Raw genomic sequence first — 18771 nt, forward strand, 5'->3', positions numbered from 1 at the left:
CTCCACGTTGAGAGTCCAAGGTCGTGTGGTGACAACGTTATTTTGCCGCCCTGCCGCCCACGACATGCGCCGGCGACAGCGCTAGGTTTCACGTGGGTGTCGGGATGAGCGCTGGTCCAGCGATCGTGAAGGGTATGGTGGTTGTCGCGGCGGCGACCCTGCTCTTTTCTCCTCTCTGCTTCGCGCGGCCCGAGACCGACGGCGCCGGCCTCTTCGCGCTGCCCGCGCCGCGCGCATTGCGCGCCGCCGCGCGGCCCGGCGCGCGGGGAGGCGCGCCCGCCAGCTCAGGCGGGTTCGCGGCGCGGATGGCGCGAACGCTCTCAAGGACCGTCGAGCGGGCGGCGCGCTCGGGTATCGCCCCGATGTTCCTCGGCCTGCACGGGTTCGGTGTGACCGTATCCGGTGAAATGTGATGAGCGCGGCTACCCTGCCATAAGCAATGGCTGAGCGAGCGCGCGTCGGACGCTCGTGGCGCTTCCGTCAACTCGAATTCGCCGGGGGTCGACCACGGCGTCTGCATTGCGGCGCTCCTGGAGACAGCGTAAACCGGTAAGCCTATGAGCTCGACGCGAAGAGCGAGGAAGGAGGAACAGAAGGAGGAGCGACGGCGGCTCATCATCGACGCAGCCTGGCAGCTGTTCCAGGAGACCCCGTTTATCGAGGTCACCATGGCTCAGGTCGCCGAGCGCACAAGGCTCGCAAAGGGCACCCTCTACCTCTATTTCACCACCAAAGAGGAGCTCTTCCTCGCGGTCGTGGATCAAGAGCTCGCGAAGTGGTTCCATGAGGTGGAGTTCCGCCTGACGCATTTCGGCGCGTCCCAGGGCGAGGCGACCGCGGCGCGCCCCCGACCCTCGCGAGCGCGCCGCGGCGCGCCCGCGGCGCCCGCCCAGGATGCCGCGGCCGGCATCGCCTCGATCCTGTCGACGACCCTCGTGGCGCGCGACGCGATGACGCGCTTGCTCTCCATCCTCCACAGCGTCCTCGAGCAGAACGTCAGCTACGAAGCCGGCCTCCGCTTCAAGCTCTCGCTCCTCGCTCACGTCGAGCGCACCGGGGCGCTGCTCGAGCGGTGCCTGCCGTCGCTCACGCCCGGGCAGGGCGGCCCGATCCTCGTCCGCATGTATGCCCTGCTCATTGGCATGCGTCAGGTCTGCGACCCCAGCGACGTGATCCGCGATATCCGCAGCCGGCCTGAGATGGGCCTTTTCCGGCTCAACTTTGGCGAGGAGATCCGGGCCTCGTTTGCCATCCTCCTGAGCGGAGCGAGCGCGCCGCCGCTCGGGTCCGAGCGGCTCGGCGCCCCGGTCCTCCGCGGGATGACCTCAGTGGAGCGGCGCCGCCCGGAGGGGTGAGGGGCGCGCGCTCACCACGGATCCCGCGCCGACATCGGCGGCAGGTGATCGGCGAACGGCTGGTTGAGGATGCGGGCGATGACGGACTTCCACGTGGTCGCGTCGTTCTCGAAGTCCTCGTGTCGTCGCGCCTCCGAGCCGTGGGGAGGGGGCCTCGTGTTGGGCCCCTTGATCCACTCCGCCCGCGGAAACACGGTGGGCCGATCCTCCCTGTTCTCCGTGAGGAGCGCGAGGACGTCGGCGTTCTCCGGATCGAGGAGCCCCGCCTCCATGCCGAGCAGCGAGACGCCGCTCGTGCCGGGCACCCGCGGGCGCCGCTCGAGCGCGTTCGAGACCAGGTAGAGGAGCGACCTGCCGTACACCTCGCAGTGGTCCTGGAGCTCCGCCTCGTCCGTGAGCGTGAACAGGGCGAACCGGCGGACCATGCCGCTCTTGATCGGCGGCATGTACGTGTCGCGGAACGCGTCGATGGCGCTCGCCGGAGCGAGCAGGGAGAGCGAATCGATCGGGAGCCCGAGCCCGAGCTGACCCCGCATCGGACCGCCCTCGATCTTCCTGCCCTTCTCCGAGGTGACCAGCTGGATCAGCGGCGCGAGCAGGAACGTGCCGCTGGAGTGGGCGACCAGGTGGAGCTCGATCCTCGGGTCCCTGTCCATCAGCGACGCGAGGCGGCCGATCATCTCGCGGAGGCCGCCGTGATCGGCGTCCATCGTCGCGTCGCCCGCGGCGAGCTTCATGCGATCCCACTCGGCCTTGCCGCCCATGCGCCGGACGAGCGGCTCCAGGGCGTCGTCGCGCCGATCGATCATGAACCCGAACGCCCTGGGATCATAGCCGTCGTGGCGGCGACCCTCCGTGGCGCGGTGGAGGATCTCGAGGAGGCGCGGGTAGTGGTCGGTGTCCCAGAGGAGCTCCAGGGGATAGATCTCGTGGCCGAGCAGCTTCGGCCGGAGGCGCGACATCCGGTTGATGGCGTCGATCTGCCGGCGGAGCCCGCCGCCCGCGACGAGCAGGAGCCGGCGGCGCCTCCAGCCCTCGGTCGCGCTCAGGAAGTCTTCTTCCATGATGATGCGGACGTCCTCCGAGGACGTGCCGTAGGCCCCGCGCTGCTGGAGCTGACCGTGCATGTCGACGCTGATGAGGTGCGGCCGCAGGCTGGCGAACGTGCGGCTCGTGGACGTGAGCGGGCGCAGCGAGCGCGGCTGGCTCAGGCGGATGGGGACGCCGAGCCGCCCGACCCACGCGTCGAAGCCGTACTGGAGCCAGTCGTCGTAACAGAGCCGCCCGAAGCCGCTCTTGCCCCAGCCGGGGCCCCAGGAGTTCTGGAGCCAGAAGCCCTCCGCGTCATACCCCACGATCGCGAAGGCATGGCCGCCCCAGGGCGCGATGAACGGGTTCGTCTTGTCGACCGGCGGGATGATGCCGTTCTTCTGCGTCCCGTAATACCAGCCGTTGAACGGGATGAGCGCCGAGGCCGCGATGATCCCGACCTCCGCGAGGGCGTTGTGCATCGCCGGGAGGTCCTTGTGGTTCACCCTTTGATACAGGCCGAGCGGCCGGAGCATCGCGTCCGCGGCGCGCTCCGGCGTGAGCGTGCCGTGGAGATCGTTCGGGTCCCACGGCCACTGCTCACAAGAGCAAATACCGTGTTTGTGCCAGCCCTTCATGGCGCCCCTCAGGCTGGAGCCCCTCGCGTCGTCCTCGCCCGGGTACTCGTCGTATCGGCGCGCCATCGTGTACACCATGTTCTGGCTCACGAGGCCGTACTCCGGGGAGACCTTGCGCTTGCGCAGCAGGAAGTGGGCCACGGTGGCGACCGTGAAGCCGGTACAGCCGTTGTTCCTGCCCTGGTCGAGCACGGGCACGCCGTAGTCCATGAAGCGCTCCGGTGGCATGACCGGAGGCACCTCGATCATCGTCGGACGATAGAGGGTGTCGCGGAAATCGAGGACGTCAGCGCGCGCGTCGGTCGTGATGTCCCCGTGACGCTCGGCGAAACGCTCGGAGTCGATCATGGTTTCCGATCTCGTGAAGTCGCCGAGTGTCGCACGGGCGGCGCTCCTGGCAAAGTCGGCTGCGCCCGCCCCTGGGACGAGTCTGCTCGTGCTAGCGTCGCCCGAGACGGCGCCGCCGCGCCGGCCAGAGGTGGGATGAGCGAGGACAGCCGGGCAGGGGGAGGAGGCGAGAGCGCGCAGGGTGACGTCGGCGACGTCGTGCCGCGGCTCGAGGCCGAGGTGCTGAGGCGACTCACGTCGTTCCGAGGCCGGCTCGGGGGCGAGCTCGGCGCGCTGTTCGACGCGCTCGCCGCGCGCCTCAGGCTCCTTGAGGGCGAGCCGGGCGAGGGCTATTTCTCCCACCCGACGGCGCTTCCGGTGCTCGAGCTGCCGCTCTGGGTCGCGACGCGGCCCGGCGGGGCGACGCCCGGGCCGGACGCCGGATCGCGGGCGCTTCCGCCGCTCGCTGTCGATCTCGCCGAGGCGGCGGCGGTCGGGTACCTCCACGTCCGCATCGAAGACGACCTGCTGGACGAAGGGGTCGGCGAGCCCGGCGCGGCGGTGCTCCTGTCCGGGGCGTTGTTCGCTCGCCACCAGGCGCTGCTCGCTCGCTCGCTGCCCGGCGGGAGCCCGTTCTGGGGCCTCTTCGAGGAGGTCTGGCTGGGATACGGCGAGGCGATGCTCCTCGAGCGGCGGCTGCACCGGGGCGCAGGTCCGCGCGACGCCGCCACGTTCCGGCGGGTGCTCGCCCGCTCGCGCCCGCTCGTGCTCCCGGCGGCCGCGGCCCTGTTCGCGCTGTCGCAGGCCGAGCACCTCGCGGCCCTCGAGGAGTTCGTCTCGGCGCTCGCCGCAGCGCACCAGCTGTTCGCGGACCTGCTGCACGCCGAGAAGGATCGCGCGCTCGGGAACGCGACGTACGTGCTCGCTCGGCTCGGAGCGCTGGTCGAAGCGAGGGATGAAGGACAGCCTCAGCCGAGCGGCGCCGCCCTCGCCGGAGGCGAGCCGCGCCACGATCCGGCGGGGCGCGGCGCGACGGCCCTGCGCGCGCAGCTGTTCGCGCGCGGCGGCTTCGACGCCATCCTGGACGAGGCGCGCTGTGAGCTCGCTCGCGCCGAGGTCGCTGCCAGGGCGCTCGGGCTGCCGGAAGCCGCGCGCTTCTGCAAGAGGCGCGGGCAGTACATGACCGAGATCCAGCGGCGCGTATTCCTCGCGTTCTTCGGCGCGCTCACCGGCGAGCCCGTCGCGAGCGGCGGCGCGCCGCGCTGAGCCGGCGCGCGGGCGCGGTTGCGCCGCGGACGCGCGGACGCGCCTGCTTGTACTTGCTAGCCGTTTGGAGGTCTCCTAGCCTCCCGAGCGAGAAAGCGAGGAGTCGTGATGTCGAAGAAAACAGAGGCAGAGCTCATCGGTCGTGCCGTTGTGGATTCGAGCTTCCGCCAGCAGCTCCTTGCCGATCCGGAGCGCACCATCGAGGCGGAGGGGTACGAGGTCGGACCGGAGACGCTCCAGCGCATCCGCGACGCCGCGACCTCGACGCCCGAAGCGGTCGATGCGGCCATCGCGACCGCGGCGCGTGACGGCGGAGTCGGTATGTGACGCTGTCCCCTGCCTCAGGGGCGACCGCCGTCTGGCCCTGGCTCGACCCGGACGACAGGGGGGTGTGCGAGCGCTCCTGGTCGGCGCTGCTGTCGGCGGGGGCGCTCCGGCGCGGTGACACGGCATGGGGGGCGCTCGCGCTCGCGCGCGGCGTGGGCGCTCCGCCGGGGCACGGCATCCCGTGGGCCAGCTGGGCGCTCCGGCTTTGCGGCCGCGTGTCTTCGCCCGCCGCGGCCGGTGATGTCGCCGTGGCGATCGCCGCGGTGGCCGCCGGCGACGTCGAGGGCGCTCCGGACGCGCTCGCGCGGGGCGCGCTCGCGGCGCGTCTCCTCGCGCGTCACGCGGACGAGGCGCGCGCGCGCCGCTGGCTCGTCGACCTGGCCGAGCTCGCGGAGGCTTCGTGGCGCCGCAACCCGGTGGTCGCGGGCGCCGGGCCGGACGCCGCGACGGGGCGCGCCGACGCCGCCGGCTCGCGCGAGGTCGTCGCCCTCTGGACGGCGATCGCGCTCGTTGCAGGCGACGATCTCGCGCCCGCGCGCCGCTTCGCAGAGGCCGTGGCCGAGCCGCTCGCGCTGCTCGACGGGCTCGGGCGCCTCTGGCTCGATCCGGCCGCGCCGGATCTCGCAGCGCCGACGCTCACGCCGCTCCTCGCGCTCTGGTTGCGCGGCGCGGATCTCGCTCCTCCGCTGCTCCGCGCGCTCTCGGGCGAGCGCGCGTCCCCCGTGCGCCGCCGCGAGATCCACGGCCTGCTCGCGACCCGCCCCTACCGGGCCGCGCTCGCCGCGCGCATGCGCGGCGCGCTCGCGTCGGCCCGCGAGGCGGCGGCCAGCTCGCCTCGATCGCGCCCGACCGAGCGCGGCCTCGCCGAGGCCCAGCGCGAGCTCGTCGACGCCCTTGGCGAGCGCCTCCGCTTCTTCGATGGGCTGATGTCGTTCCGCGATCTCCTCGACGCTGGCGCGGCGCTCGGGCCATCGCGGTCGCAGGGCGACGGGGCGCCGCGCGAGGACGCGGGCGCCGATCTGCAGGCGGCGGTCGCGTTTCTCGTGGAGGCGGCGCCGTGGTCGGAGTCCTGGGAAGTGCAGCGCTTCGGCGTGCTCGGGTCGCGCGAGCAGCCCGTCGGGCACTGGTTCGTGCGGGCGACGATCCTGAGAGCGCTGATCGAGATCGGGGAGGTCGGGCGCGACGTCCGCGCCGACGCCGCGGCGCTGCTCGACGAGATCCCGGCCGGAGAGCTCCGCTACTTCGGCGCGTTCCGCGATCTCCCGCCGGACGCCGACGACCTCTCGATCATGCTCGAGCTGGTCGCCGAGACGGGTGCCGCCCGGGACCGCGCCGAGACGTGGGTCGAGGTCATGCTGACCAACGTGGGCGAGGATGGCGTCGTGCCGACCTGGTTCTACCGCGGGCCTGCGGGGCCAACCACGCCGGGCGCGGCGTGGGCCGGCGACGACTGCGCGGCGGTCCGGTTGAACCTGCTCGCGGGCCTGCTGTCGTTCGACGCGGAGCGGTTCGCGCGGCTCATCGACGCCAACGTTCGGCGCGTGCTCGACGGCGCCGCGGAGGGCGGCATCGAGGGCGCCTGCTTCTACGACGCGTCGTACACGGACCTCGCGTTCCTCCGCTTCGCGCGCCTCTACCGGGAGAGGGCAGGGGAGGCGCGGTGGGCCGCCGAGGTCGCCGCGGTCGAGGCCGCGACCCTGTCGCGGATGCTCGGAGCGCAGCGGCTCGACGGCGGCTTCGGGACGCCGCTCCGCACGGCCGCGTGCCTCGAGGGGGCGGCGATGACGTCGTCGCCGGACCCGCTGATGGTGGAGCGGGGGCTGCGTTACCTCGGCGAGCACCAGCTCGTGGACGGCTCCTGGCCGGCCGAGCCGCTCTACCGGGTGCCGATGAAGCACGGCCGCGAGGGGCACCACCAGGGCAGGGCGCTGACGACCGCGCTGTGCGCCCGCGGGTTCGCCGCGGCGTGGTCCCGGCGGCGGCGCGGAGGAGAGCGGCGCGCATGAGCATCGAGAAATCGACGGAGATCGTGCGGATCCTCCAGGCGCAGGAGATGCGCGGAGAGCAGATCGTGAACCACGTCCGGTTCGTGTTCGCGCTGCTCTCCGCCTACACGTTCACGCACGTGTGGACGGTCAACACGCCGGCCGCGAACCAGGTCTTCGCGATCCAGATCGGCGGGTACCTCGCCTTCTCGCTCCTGCTCTACGCGTTCTTCCGGCTGCGCCCCGGCGCCTACGCGGGCTGGCTCAAGTACGTGAGCATCTTCGTCGACCTCGCGCTCCTGACGCTCACAGCGCTGGCGACGGCGAGGAACCACTCGGGGATGATCGAGTACTTCTCGAGCTACCTCGCGACCGTCTACGTGCTCTGGAACCTGATGTCGGGCTTCCGCTACAGCCTCGCGGCGTGCCTGTACTCGGCGGGGCTGTCGGCCCTCTTCAACTCGGTCGTGCTCGCGATCACTGTCCACTCCGGCGCGATCCCGATCAGCCCGGTGTCCGTCTACGGACAGAACGCCATCAACATCGCGGACCAGTGCCAGCAGGTCCTCTTCATCGCGCTCCCGGGCGTCGTCGCCGGCATCATCGCGCGGATGTCGCGCAACCTGGTCCTCCGCGCCGAGATCGAGTCCCTGGCCCGCCTCCGGCTCGAGCGCGAGAAGCAGGAGCTCGGCCGGTACCTCTCGAAGGACCTCGTCGACTTCGTCCTCTCCGACCCGGGGCGGCTCAAGCTGGGCGGCACGCGCCGGCACGTCTCGGTGATGTTCACCGACATCCGCAACTTCACGCCGCTCACCGAGTCGGTCGAGCCGGAGGCCGTGGTCTCGTTCCTGAACGAGTACTTCACGGAGATGGTCGACATCGTGTTCCGCTACGGGGGCACCCTCGACAAGTACATCGGCGACGGCTTGATGGCGGTGTTCGGCGCGCCGCTCTCGGTCGAGGACGCGCCCAAGCGCGCCGTGATCGCGGCGATCGAGATGGTGCAGGCCCTCGAGCGCATGAACCAGCGGCAGCTCCTCGGCGGCGGCGAGATCAAGATGGGCGTCGGCATCGCGACCGGCACCGTCATCTCCGGCAACATCGGGTCGCTCCAGCGAATGGAGTACACCTGCATCGGAGATACGGTCAACACGGCCTCGCGCCTCGAGCAGTTCAACAAGGAGCTCGGCTCCAAGATCATCATCTGCCAGGCGACGTACGCGAACCTCGACGACTGCGTCCCGGCGCAGGCGACCGGCGCCCTGAGCATCCGGGGCAAGAGCCGCCAGGTCCACCCCTACATCGTGGACCACCAGGAGCTCCCGCCGGCGCTCCTGGATGCGCTCCGGCAGCAGCTCCTCTCGACGCCCCGCCCCATCGCATCGATCCCGCCTCGGGCCGACGCGGCGCAGGCGCTCGCCGCCTGGCAGAGCACGGATCGCGAAGGAGCGCAGTAGCGTCGCGGCGTCAGGAGGGCGTCGCGCGGAAGCGCCGCACCCGCGCCGAGCCGGGGCCGCCGTCCTGCGTCGACAGGCCGAGCGCCGTGCGCGCCGGCGCGTGGAGGCGCTGGAGGACGCGATCGAGCAGGCGGAGCGCGCCGTCGCTCATCTTCACGCCGCGCGGCGAGCGGTAGCCGAACGCGACGCCGTCCACGACCTTGTAGGCGTTCTCCGTGGGCGAGGCGGGGCGCATCTCGACGACCAGGGCGCCGTCGCGCGTCTTCATGATGACGACGATCTCGCCCGGGCGCGCGGAGGCCTCCACGAAGGTCCACCCGCCGGAGGTGGCCTCCTTGATCCCGAGCTCGAGCACGCGCTGCAGATCCTGCCCCGCCGGCGCGAGCGTCGTCGCGCCCTCGACCCGGATCTCCCCGCCCGGCGGGACCACGCCGCTGCCGAGCGGCATCGCCGGCCGCCGCATCTCGCGCGGCCCGGGGAACGACCACATGTCCGGCGTGATCTCCCCACCCTCGCGGTACGCCATCTCGATGAGGCGGCTGCGCTCGCGGGAGAGCGCGTCCTCGGACCAGCCGAGGCACGAGCGCATCATCAGCGTGAACGGGTCGAAGCGGAGCTCGAACGACGCGGGCGCGCGGGTCATGAGGTCGTCCGGAAGGACGAGGCTGTGGAAGATGCGGACCTTGCACGGCAGCTCGCGCGCGCGCTCGAGCGTGCGCCGGAACGTGACGGGGCCGTCGCCAGGCAGGCCGAGGAGGATGTCCACCTCGATGTCCGTGAAGGTCGAGAGCTCCTCGATCACCTTCGCGAACTTCGACTCCCGGAAGGGGCGCTGCGTGCCGTCGCCGGTGTCCTTGTTGAGCGGCGGCAGCCGCGCCTCGAGGGACACGCGCGCGGCGCCGTGGAGGAACTCGAGGTGCTCGTCGTGCACGTGCTCCGGATCGAGCGACGCCATCAGCGTCGCCTGCTTGAAGAAGCCGACCTGCTTCTCCGCGGCCACGAGGTTCCGGAACGCCTCGGCGTTCAGGTTGAGCGGGGCGTCCACGATCTGCGCGCCCGGGGCGCCGGCGTCGCGGAGCGCGCTCAGCTCCTCGACGAGGTAGGCCTCCGAGAAGGCGCCGGCGCCGGCGTCGCCCGTCGAGGCGCCGCACGTCGGGCAGCTCATGACGCCGCCGCGGCAGATCTCGATCGGGACGAGGCGATCGGTCGGGAGCAGCTTCATCCGGATCGGCGAGGGGAGCTCGTCGGGCGCCACGTGAGGCGCTTCGCCCGTGGAGACCCAGCCGTCGGCCGTGAAGACGTGCAGCCCCGGCACGGTGCGCAGCGCCTCGGAGGAGCGCTCGCTCAGGCGGACGATGTTCCGGAACGTGAGCTCGTTGCCGTACACGAGGGCGTCGATGCTGGCGGCGGCGTCGCGCCAGGGCGAGAGCGCGAACATCGCGGGGCGCGCGAGGGGACCGCAGAGGACGATCGTGCGCCCCGGCCGGTTGCGCTGGAGGTGGCGCGCGACCTCGATGAACGTGGGAAAGGACCAGACGTGCGCGGCGAGGCCGACCACGTCCGCGTCGACGGTCTCGACCTCCGCGACCCACGCGTCGAGATCCCTCGTCTGCGCGTCGATCACATGGATCGGCACGCCGGCGAGCTCCGGATCGGCGAGCAGAGAAGCTTCGACACGACGGATTCCATGGCTGAACGGCGCTCCCCCACCGTCCGGCATGGTTGACTCCATCGCGAGTAGCGCGACGCGGCGTTCGCCAGGCATCCATGGGAGTCTACCAGGGTGTCTCGTCCGTCGGGGAGTCCGTTCGCGCTCTCTGTTTGCTCCCGCTCCCGTCCGCTCCGGCGGCGTGCGGGGTTACGACCAGGCTTACGTCCGGCGTTCGCGTCCGGAGTTGCATCCGGAGCGCGTCCGGGCTTTCATAGTGCCCGGGGCGAAAGAGGGGGAAAGGAACGTACCGGATCGCCGGAGTGCGGCGGTCTGTCGGGTTGCGCGCTTCGTGGGTGGACGTGGCGCGCCGCGGCGAGCGCTCTGGACTGCGCAGATCCGTTCGCCCGGGTGATTCGTCACGCCGGGTCGGTCATCGTCGTCGAGCGGGCCTGCGCTGCGCCGGCTGCTGGCCAGTGGGGCTCGCGTCGCGTCGAGCGTCGCTCCTCCGTGCGTGGAGGAAAGATGGCGCGCCGCCCTGCGCAGCGGCCCCCGTTTCCGAGGAAAGCCGAGGGGAGCCATGTGTGGCAAGCACGTGATCCTGGTTGCAGAGGACGACGTTGACACTGCGGCAATGCTGCAGGAGCTCCTGACGCTGGAAGGATACGAGGTCGAGCTGACCGCGACCGCGGGCGCGGTGCTCGACGCGCTCGCGGAGCGACGCTTCCACGCCGTCCTCCTCGATCTGACGATGCCGGGCATGACGACGGACCGGTTCGTCTCCGAGATCGAGGGGCTCGGCACGCCCTCTCCCCTCATGATCTTCTCGGCCCGCCTGCCCCACGAGATGCAGGCGATCGCCGAGCGGCTGCGCGCGGCCGCGCTCATCCCGAAGCCGGTGGACATCGATGTGCTGCTGAGCACCCTTTCGAGGGTGGTGCTCGGCGCCGCGGGCCAGGAAGGTTGACGCTGCCCGCTCGAGCCGCGCCGCGCGCCTCGCGCCGCTGTTCCGGTGGGCCGCGCTGCTGCGCACCACCGCGCCGGTGGTACGATCGCAGGCTCATGACCTGGTGGAGCGCGACCGAGCCGCGCGATGCTCACCCTGGCAGGCCGCAGATCGGACAGAGAGCGGCTTCGCCGGAGCGCGACCGTGCTGTAACATCTCGTGCTCGACCTCCGACGATCGAGCACGATGCGCACGCCCGAACCCCTCCTGCCTGACCCGTCCGGCTTGAGGACCGTCGACTCCACGCGGGTCCACGGCGTGAGGGGCGTCGATCGAGCGGGCTCCGCTCCGAGGCGCCCATTGCCGCAGAGAGACCTTCATGCGCCCCCTTCCTCGCAGAACAGGCCTGATCAAGCGGACCCCGAGCAGGGATTCAGGGCTTTCCCTGTTTCGCCGTGACGTCAGGCTTTCGCATAGTGGTTGATGCACCGTGCCTGCCACTCCCTTGAAGAGGATCCTCGTTGTCGATGATGATCCGGATATTCGAGAGACCCTCGCCGAGCTCCTGCAAGAGGAGGGCTACGCCGTCGCGTCGGCGGCGCACGGCGGCGAGGCGCTCAGCGCGCTTCGAACGGATCCCAGGCCTGGCCTCATCCTGCTCGATCTCATGATGCCCATCATGGATGGCTGGCAGTTCAGGGCAGAGCAGAAGAAGGACCCGGAGCTCGCGTCGATCCCGGTGGTGATCATCTCGGCGACAGGCCGCGACGAGTTCGTGTCCTCGCTCGGCGCGGCGCAGTTCCTCAAGAAGCCGATCAACCTCGAGCAGCTGCTCGCCGCGGTCGAACAGCACTGCCGGTGACGGCGCCGTTGCCCCTGTTCGTCTACGGCACGCTGATGCGGGGCGAGCGCTCGCACGGGCTGCTCGGACGCGCGCGCTACCTCGGGGGCGCCCGCACCGCCCGGTCGTTCGAGCTCGCCGACCTCGGCGCCTATCCGGCGCTCGTGCGCGGCGGCTCGAACGCGGTCCTCGGGGAGCTCTACGAGCCGGATCGGGAGACGCTCGCCTCGCTCGACGTCTACGAGGGCTGCCCCGATCTCTTCCGGCGCGAGCCGATCCAGCTCGACGGGGGCGCGCCCTGCGAGGCGTACCTGATGCCCGCGGGCCAGGCGCTGGGGTGTCCCCGCATCGACTCGGGGGACTGGCGGGCGCGGCGGCGGTGAGGGCGTCAGTCAGGGCCGGCGCGGCGCGCTGGCCGTAGCCCCGGCGGAGGGGGCTCGTCCTTCTCGGGCCCCGTCCTGTCCTCGACGACGAGCAGCAACGCCGGGAGCTCGCCCTCGTCGGCCTGGAGCCGGAAGGCGGAGAACGACAGCGTCCGCCGCCCGGCGTGCGCGAGCACGGCCTCGAGGCGGAAGTCGACGAGCGCGGCGCTGCGGCGGAGGACGTCCCGGAGCCGCAGCTCCAGCTGCGGGGTATTCCACCCGGCGTCGATGGCCGAGAGGGGCCGCCCCTCGATGTCCCCGAGCGGGACCATGAACAGCTCGCAGTACCGCCGGGTGGCCGCGCGGATCCGGAGCTCGCCGTCGAGCAGGAGGAACGGGTGGCGCAGCACCTCGAAGACGGCGGAGATGCGATCGCGCGCGCCCGCGAGCTCGCGCCCGGCACGCCTCGGCGCGTCGCTCTCCAGCCAGCAGATCACCGCGCCGTCCACCTCGTTCCCGGTGGTCCGGAAGGGGCGCGCTCGCATGAGATAGAGGCGCCCCTCGCGATCCTCGACCTGCCGCTCGACGGTGCTCCTCGTGTCGAGCACCTCGGCGACGACGGGCGCGATGTCGGCCGCGCTCCTCGGCTTCACCTCGAGGATCGACCTGCCCACGTCGCTCGGGCCGAGGCCGAGCAGCTTGTCGGCCGCGCCGGCGACGCGGCGGATCCGCAGGTCCGCGTCGAGCATCAGGACCGGGATGTTCATGCTGCCGAGGAGGTTGCGCAGATCGTCGTTGGCGAGCCCGAGCGCGACGCTGCTGCTGCGGAGCTCCTCGTTGATGGCCGTCAGCTCCTGGTTCGCCGACCGGAGCTCTTCGTGGGCGGACTCGAGCGCGTCGTTCATCCGGTGCAGCTCGTCGTTGCTCGCGAGGAGCTCCTCGTTCGTGCAGAGGAGCTCCTCGTTCGTTGCCTCCAGCTCATCGATGAGCGACTGGAGGTACTCCCTCGTGGTCACGAGCTCCCTGCGGAGCTGGGCGATCTCCAGATCCTTCTGGGGATCGCTCTGGGCCGGATCGTCGCCCGGCCGATCCAGCCTGGGCCCGCCCGACTCGGAGAAGACGACGAGGAAACAGCGCCCCTGCGGGAGCCGCACCTTGAGCGGCCACACCTCGACGTCGACGTCCCGGCGCCTGTCTCCCTGCCGGACCTTGATCTTCTCCTTGCGGGCCATCGCGCCCGAGTTCATCGATGCGTCGATGGCAGCCCGGAGGCCGAGCAGGAGCCCCTCCCGGGCCATCTTGAAGAGGTGCAGGCTGGCGTCGCCCGGCGCCGGCTCGAGGTAGGGCCCTGTCTTGCCCCGGAACTGGACGATCTGCATCTCCTCGTCGACCACCACGCCGGCGGGGGCGTAGCGCGCCATGACGATGGCGTCGGCCTCCTTGCGCACCGCGTCCATGATGAGCCCCTCGGGGCTGCGCGGCTTCTCCTTCTCCAGCGCGGGCGCGGGCTCCAGCGCGGGCGCGGGCTCCAGCGCGGGCGCGGGCTCCAGCGCGGGCGCGGGCTCCAGCGCGGGGAGGCCGCCCGCGCAGGTCGCCTCCGAGGCGGCGCGCTTGCAGAAGATCCTGTGGGTCCTGTCCACGACCCCGAACAGGTCGGACATCGTGCTGATGCTCTCGGAGGAGCCGAGGAGCAAGAAGCCGGTGGGCTTGAGGGCCTGGTGGAAGGTGTGCAGCAGCCGGCGCTGCAGGCTCGGCTCCAGGTAGATCATCAGGTTGCGACAGCTGATGAGATCGAGCTTCGCGAGGGGCGGGTCCGCCGCGGCGTTGTGGCGCGAGAAGATGCACAGGTCGCGGACCGCCTTGTTGACCTGGAAGCCGCCGTGCACCCTGACGAAGAAGCGGCGCAGCCGGCTGGGCGAGACGTCGAACGAGATGCTATCGATGTAGATCCCGGCGCGCGCCTGCTGGATGGCGGCCTCGCTCAGGTCGGTGCCGAAGATCTGGACCGCGTTGTCGCTCGCGTCGGCTTCGAGGAACTCGAGCAGCGAGATCGCGAGAGAGTAAACCTCCTCGCCCGTCGAGCAGCCCGGCACCCAGAGGCGAATGGGGGAGTCCTGCGGCCTCTTGTGCATGAGCACCGGGAACACGTGGGTCTTCAGCGCGGCGAAGGCGCCCGGATCGCGGAAGAACGTGGTCACCTTGATGAGGAGCTCCTGGTAGAGGTGCGCGAGCTCGTCCGGGTCAGCTCTCAGTTGATCGAGGTACTCCTGCAGGGCCGCGAGCTTGTGGAGCGTCATTCGACGCTGGATGCGGCGCTTCAGCGTGCTCTTTTTATAGTGGCTGAAGTCCACGCCCATCGCGGCGTGAAGCAGCCTGAAGAGCTTGCCGAGATCCGGGTCCACCCCCAGGGATGTGCCCTGCGCGAGCCACGGGGTGAGCGCGCGACCGGGGCGGCCCATCCTCACGAGCTCCGCCGCGATCGCCTCGACGCTGAGGGGGAAGTCGACGCCTCCGGCCGCGATGGCGTTGCGCGGGAGCGCCGGCCGCTCGGCGGTGCGCGGATCCTCCGCGAACGTGACCCCGCCCTCCGCCTTCACATCCTTGAGCCCGAGGGCACCTTCGCTCCCGACGCCGGACAGCACGACGCCCACCGCGCTCGACCCCAGCTCGATCGCGAGCGAGCGCAGGAAAGCATCGGCGGGGCTCGGGTCGCCCTCGCTGCGCGGCGCGAGCTCGACGCGCAAGCCGTCGAGCGTCGCGCGCGTGTCCGGGGGCAGGACATGGACGTGACCTGGCACGAGCCTCGCCCCTGGTCGAAGCTCGGTCACGGGGAGCGGGCTGCTCTGCGCCGCGAGCTCGAGGACCGGGATCTCCCCAGGATCTGCGCTGTAGCTCAGCACGAGGGAGAGCCTCGTGTCCCTGCTCGGCATCCGCCGGAGGAGCTCCGCGATCGCGCCGCGTCCACCGGCCGACGCGACGACGCAGACGACCGGAAAGCGCCGCTCGTTCCCGGCGTGCGGCTCGCCCGCCGCGGCCTCCTCCCCGGCGTCCTGAAGCGGGTCCGGCGCGCGCCTCGGCGCAGCCGCCCTGCCGGCATGGGGCGCGGCGTCGCTGTGGCCCGGTGCTCTGAGTTGCGTCCGGCGTGACTTCTTCTGTTCCGGCATTGTTGGCTTGAACGGTTAAGCGTTCTCTCTGGCGTCTCGCTGCCGCGGGAGCAGACAGGGGCGAAGCTAGGGTTGCTGCGAGCGATCGGTCAACGTGCCTGTCCTCGCCGGCGCGGAGCGCCGGACACGGCGCCTGGCGGCCACCCCACCTTGCTCAGCGCGCCCCTTCCAGGCGCTTCAGGAGCTGCTCGAGCTGCTCGATGACGTGCGCCGATCGGTCGGACGCCGTGCGGGCGGAGTCATTGAGCCTCATCAGCGTCCTCTCATCCATCTTCCCGCTGGGCTGGAGCCTGGTCATGGCTTCCAGCGCGGCGTCGTGACGCGCCCGGGCGACCTGGGCTGCCGCCATCGCGCGGCGCAGACGTGTGCGCGGGGGTTCCGGGCTCTCGACCCTCGGCGACCTCCTCTCGGGCGGCTCGCGCCGCGCCTTGTCCTCGGCCCGCGCCTCGTGCTCGGCGGGCGCCGCGCGCGGCGCGGGGGCCTCGCGCGCCTCCCGCAGCGCTCGATCCGCCTGGCTCCCCGCCTCGTGTGCGCGCTCCCCGCGCTGGTCATCGGCCCCGATGCGGAGGCTGACGCTGAGCTCCCGGTCCGCGCTGGGCTCCCGGTCGTCCTCCCACCCCTGCTCGTCGACAACCTGCTTCGTCGCGTCGTTGACGAGGAACACCTGATCCGCGTCGTGGAACCGCTCGGCCCGCAGGGCCCGCAGCGAGGCGCGCGCCGTCTCGAGCGAGCGGATGTGCTTCATGAGCGCGAGCCGCCTGCCCCGGAAGCGAACGTAGATGCTGTAGGTGGTCTGGGACGCCATCTGCATCGCCTCGTGGGCCTGGCCGCGTCATGCGGTGTTCCTCGCTCTTCTTGACAGCAGCTTCCAGGGGTCAGCGCGCCGTGGTGCCGGGTTGAGCATGCGAGTACGCCGCTGGGTCACGTTCCCGCCGGTCCGCCGCCGTGAGTCCTCCGCGCGAGCTCCGGGGGCGCGTCCTGCTCTCCGCGTCACGCCTCAGGCACCGTCGTCAGCAGCACCAGCCTCCCGGCGGTCCGCTCGGCCGTCCTGCAGGCGGTGCGCACGAGCTGCCACTCTGACTTCACGAGCTCCGCCATGAGCGACCTGTCCTGAAAGAGGGCTTTGCACAGGGACTCCTCGGCGTCGTCGCCGAAGGAGAGCACGCGTATCGCGATGGCGAGCGCGAAGTCCCGGGTCAGCCGGACGCGCAGGTCGACGTCCGGGGTGGAGACGTGGAGCGCGTGCTCGGCGAGGGCAACCTCGATCCTGTCCGCGATCGACCTCTCCGTGTCGGCGCGCCACTGGAGCGAACGGCACGTCTGCCGGATCAGCTCCTGGATCAACCGTCTGTCGCAACCCGATCGTGTGCTCATACAGCCCCCTCGACAGCCCCATTCCCCTGCGGAGAACCGCCCGGAGAGCGCCTGTTATCGGCCAGAGCGCGCGATGGTCACCATGGCGCGGTCGAACGATCAGGACCGCTCCCCCAAGGCTGCGCTCCTCCGGGGCGCCCGGGCGGTTTCCCTCCGACTCCCCGATCCTCCCCCTCACTGTCCCGAGGCCGAAGTCCCCGTTGACCGTTAGCTCTACCTCACCTGCAGCTCGGCCGACCGCTAGGGCAATGAGGAATCACTAGTCAGGGATTTCCTGTACATTTGCCGTGATTGAACCGGGGATCCGCGTGCTGGTTCAGGTAATTCCTTACTTCCGGCGCCGTAGCGGTCGACGGCGGGCTCGGCTCACCGTCGCCGGTTGACGACGACCCGCGGTCGGCGCGCACCGCAGCCGTCGCCGAGGGCCGCGGGCAGGCGGCGCGCGCCTCAGGTCGTCTTGGCCTTCGAGCGCCGGCGCTCGCGGCCCGGCCCTGATGCGGGAGCCGAGCCGGCGGTCTGCCGCGCGCTGCGCGGCGGCGCTTCCGTGACCGGCAGGTCAGCGACGGCGCGCGCCTCCGGGGTGAGCAGGCCCTGCATGAAGAGCTGGAGCACCTGCGCACACCAGTCGGCGATGTCTGGCCTGGAGGGCGCGTCGATGAGCTTGCGGACCAGGCGATCGAAGGCGCCCGAGATGAGCGCCGCGATGACGCTCGGATCGAGGTCGCGCCGGTAGAGGCCGATGTCGATCGCGTACCGGACGCGGCTCTCCACGAGGCACGCGACGCGCTGGGCGAACTCGTCGATCAGGTAGGCGTAGGGGGCCCCGCCGCCGCCCGCTTGCATCATCTTGAGGAGCGCCCGGTTCTGCCAGCAGAACTCGAGCACCTCGATGTCGTGGGCGAGGAGCCGCTTGAAGTACTCGCTCACCGGGGCTCGATCGACGCCCTCGACGGCGATGAGCGGCAGCTCCACGCACCCCGCGAGCCGCGCGATGAAGGTCTCGACGATCTGCTTGAAGCAGTCGTCCTTGCTGTGGAAGTGCAGGTAGAAAGCGCCCTTCGAGACGCCGGCCCGCTCGGTGATGTCCTCGACCCGCGCCGCGGCCAGGCCGCGCTCGGTGAAGGCCGCCTCGGCGGCGCGGAGCAACTCGATCCTGGCGCGGCGATCGGCGAGTCGGGGCATTCTGACTGGTGGGTCAATTCGAGGGACCTGGGCACTATGGGAAGGCCACCAGGAGCCGTCAAGACGGCTCGGTCGCGCTTCCTCGCGACGCGGCGCGTTCGAGCGCGGCGCGGCGCGGGTGGCACGCGCGATGCTCCAGGGAAATCCATGGCGACCGTGGCGAGACGAAATGCAGCAGGGCGCGACGCCGGCGCCGGCGAGGCGACGGCGGCGGCCCTGGTCCCCAGCGATCCTTCGTTGCCGCGCCTGCGCGAGGCCGCCGCGGGCTGCCGGGCGTGCCCGCTCTGGGAGCGGGGGACGCAGACGGTGTTCGGCGAGGGCGCGGCGCGCTCGGACGTGCTCCTCGTCGGCGAGCAACCGGGCGACAAGGAGGATCTGGCCGGCAAGCCGTTCGTGGGCCCGGCGGGGCAGCTGCTCGATCGCGCGCTCGAGGCGGCGGGGATCGATCGGCGCCGGGCGTACGTGACCAACGTGGTCAAGCACTTCAAGTGGGAGCCGCGCGGCAAGCGCCGTATCCACAAGAAGCCGGACGCGCGCGAGATCCGCGCGTGCCTTCCCTGGCTCGCCGCGGAGATCGCGGCGGTGCAGCCGGCGATCGTCGTATGCCTCGGCGCGACGGCGGCGCAGGCGCTGCTCGGCAGCTCGTTCAGGGTCACGCGCGATCGCGGCCGGATCGTCGCCTCGCCGCTCGCGCCGCGCACGCTGGCGACCGTGCACCCCGCGTCGATCCTGCGCATGCCGGACGAGGCTTCCAGGCAAGCCGAGCTCTCCCGCTTCATCGACGATCTCAGCGCGGCGGCGCGCGCGCTCGGTTGAGACCGCGCGCCCCGCCTCCTCGCGGGGGGCGCTCGCGATGGAGTAGGATCCGCG

The 18771-nt window shown here is 71.5% G+C and carries 16 protein-coding genes; 10 read left to right on the forward strand and 6 right to left on the reverse strand.

The annotated features are described in order from the left end of the window. Positions 1-104: 104 nt before the first annotated feature. The gene (locus tag WMF17_RS09105) at positions 105-413 is read left to right on the forward strand and encodes a hypothetical protein (protein ID WP_437601573.1); all 309 of its coding nucleotides are present in this window, start codon (positions 105-107) and stop codon (positions 411-413) included. A 144-nt stretch (positions 414-557) separates the two neighbouring features. Further along, a complete protein-coding gene (locus tag WMF17_RS09110) occupies positions 558-1355 on the forward strand; it encodes a TetR/AcrR family transcriptional regulator (protein ID WP_437601574.1) in 798 nt (265 codons plus the stop codon). A gap of 11 nt (positions 1356-1366) precedes the next feature. Here the strand turns inward: WMF17_RS09110 and WMF17_RS09115 are convergent, their stop codons facing one another. Continuing rightward, entirely contained in the window at positions 1367-3370 is a 2004-nt protein-coding gene (locus WMF17_RS09115) for a C1 family peptidase (RefSeq protein ID WP_437601575.1), read from the reverse strand. A gap of 135 nt (positions 3371-3505) precedes the next feature. Between WMF17_RS09115 and WMF17_RS09120 the strand changes: the two genes are divergently transcribed. The 4 genes from WMF17_RS09120 to WMF17_RS09135 all read left to right on the forward strand — a co-directional run bounded on the left by WMF17_RS09120 (position 3506) and on the right by WMF17_RS09135 (position 8384). Further along, positions 3506-4615 carry a geranylgeranyl pyrophosphate synthase gene (locus WMF17_RS09120; RefSeq protein WP_437601576.1) on the forward strand — a complete coding sequence of 370 codons (1110 nt, stop codon included), beginning with the start codon at positions 3506-3508 and terminating at the stop codon, positions 4613-4615. 108 nt (positions 4616-4723) lie between these two features. Continuing rightward, positions 4724-4942, forward strand: coding sequence for a Franean1_4349 family RiPP (locus tag WMF17_RS09125; protein ID WP_437648931.1), 219 nt, complete (start codon positions 4724-4726; stop codon positions 4940-4942). Beyond that, entirely contained in the window at positions 4939-6948 is a 2010-nt protein-coding gene (locus WMF17_RS09130; RefSeq protein WP_437601578.1) for a hypothetical protein, read from the forward strand. Before WMF17_RS09125 ends, WMF17_RS09130 begins: the two co-directional genes overlap by 4 nt. Continuing rightward, on the forward strand, positions 6945-8384 hold the full coding sequence (locus WMF17_RS09135) for an adenylate/guanylate cyclase domain-containing protein (protein ID WP_437648932.1): 1440 nt from the start codon (positions 6945-6947) through the stop codon (positions 8382-8384). Before WMF17_RS09130 ends, WMF17_RS09135 begins: the two co-directional genes overlap by 4 nt. Before the next feature lie 10 nt (positions 8385-8394). On the opposite strand, the gene WMF17_RS09140 is transcribed toward WMF17_RS09135, so the two are convergent. After that, on the reverse strand, positions 8395-10104 hold the full coding sequence (locus WMF17_RS09140; RefSeq protein WP_437601580.1) for a B12-binding domain-containing radical SAM protein: 1710 nt from the start codon (positions 10102-10104) through the stop codon (positions 8395-8397). Positions 10105-10612: 508 nt separating this feature from the next. Here WMF17_RS09140 and WMF17_RS09145 point away from each other — a divergent pair. The 3 genes from WMF17_RS09145 to WMF17_RS09155 all read left to right on the forward strand — a co-directional run bounded on the left by WMF17_RS09145 (position 10613) and on the right by WMF17_RS09155 (position 12202). Beyond that, positions 10613-10999 carry a response regulator gene (locus WMF17_RS09145; protein WP_437601581.1) on the forward strand — a complete coding sequence of 129 codons (387 nt, stop codon included), beginning with the start codon at positions 10613-10615 and terminating at the stop codon, positions 10997-10999. Positions 11000-11483: 484 nt separating this feature from the next. Further along, positions 11484-11840, forward strand: a complete 357-nt coding sequence (locus tag WMF17_RS09150) for a response regulator (RefSeq protein WP_437488538.1) — start codon at positions 11484-11486, stop codon at positions 11838-11840. Next, positions 11837-12202: a gamma-glutamylcyclotransferase family protein gene (locus WMF17_RS09155; protein WP_437648933.1), complete on the forward strand. Its 366-nt coding sequence runs from the start codon at positions 11837-11839 to the stop codon at positions 12200-12202. The genes WMF17_RS09150 and WMF17_RS09155 overlap by 4 nt, the downstream gene beginning before the upstream one ends. A 5-nt stretch (positions 12203-12207) precedes the next feature. On the opposite strand, the gene WMF17_RS09160 is transcribed toward WMF17_RS09155, so the two are convergent. The 4 genes from WMF17_RS09160 to WMF17_RS09175 all read right to left on the reverse strand — a co-directional run bounded on the left by WMF17_RS09160 (position 12208) and on the right by WMF17_RS09175 (position 17901). Beyond that, complete coding sequence (locus WMF17_RS09160) at positions 12208-15345, reverse strand: CheR family methyltransferase (protein WP_437648934.1); 3138 nt, start codon at positions 15343-15345, stop codon at positions 12208-12210. Between the two features lie 154 nt (positions 15346-15499). Continuing rightward, positions 15500-16150, reverse strand: coding sequence for a hypothetical protein (locus WMF17_RS09165; RefSeq protein ID WP_437601584.1), 651 nt, complete (start codon positions 16148-16150; stop codon positions 15500-15502). A gap of 185 nt (positions 16151-16335) precedes the next feature. Next, complete coding sequence (locus WMF17_RS09170) at positions 16336-16719, reverse strand: hypothetical protein (protein ID WP_437601585.1); 384 nt, start codon at positions 16717-16719, stop codon at positions 16336-16338. Between the two features lie 447 nt (positions 16720-17166). Then, positions 17167-17901, reverse strand: coding sequence for a TetR/AcrR family transcriptional regulator (locus WMF17_RS09175; RefSeq protein WP_437601586.1), 735 nt, complete (start codon positions 17899-17901; stop codon positions 17167-17169). Positions 17902-18048: 147 nt separating this feature from the next. Here WMF17_RS09175 and WMF17_RS09180 point away from each other — a divergent pair, with 147 nt between their 5' ends. Then, complete coding sequence (locus WMF17_RS09180; RefSeq protein ID WP_437648935.1) at positions 18049-18717, forward strand: UdgX family uracil-DNA binding protein; 669 nt, start codon at positions 18049-18051, stop codon at positions 18715-18717. Positions 18718-18771: the final 54 nt, after the last annotated feature.

The organism is Sorangium sp. So ce362 (genome assembly GCF_051519845.1).
GTDB lineage: Bacteria > Myxococcota_A > Polyangia > Polyangiales > Polyangiaceae > Sorangium.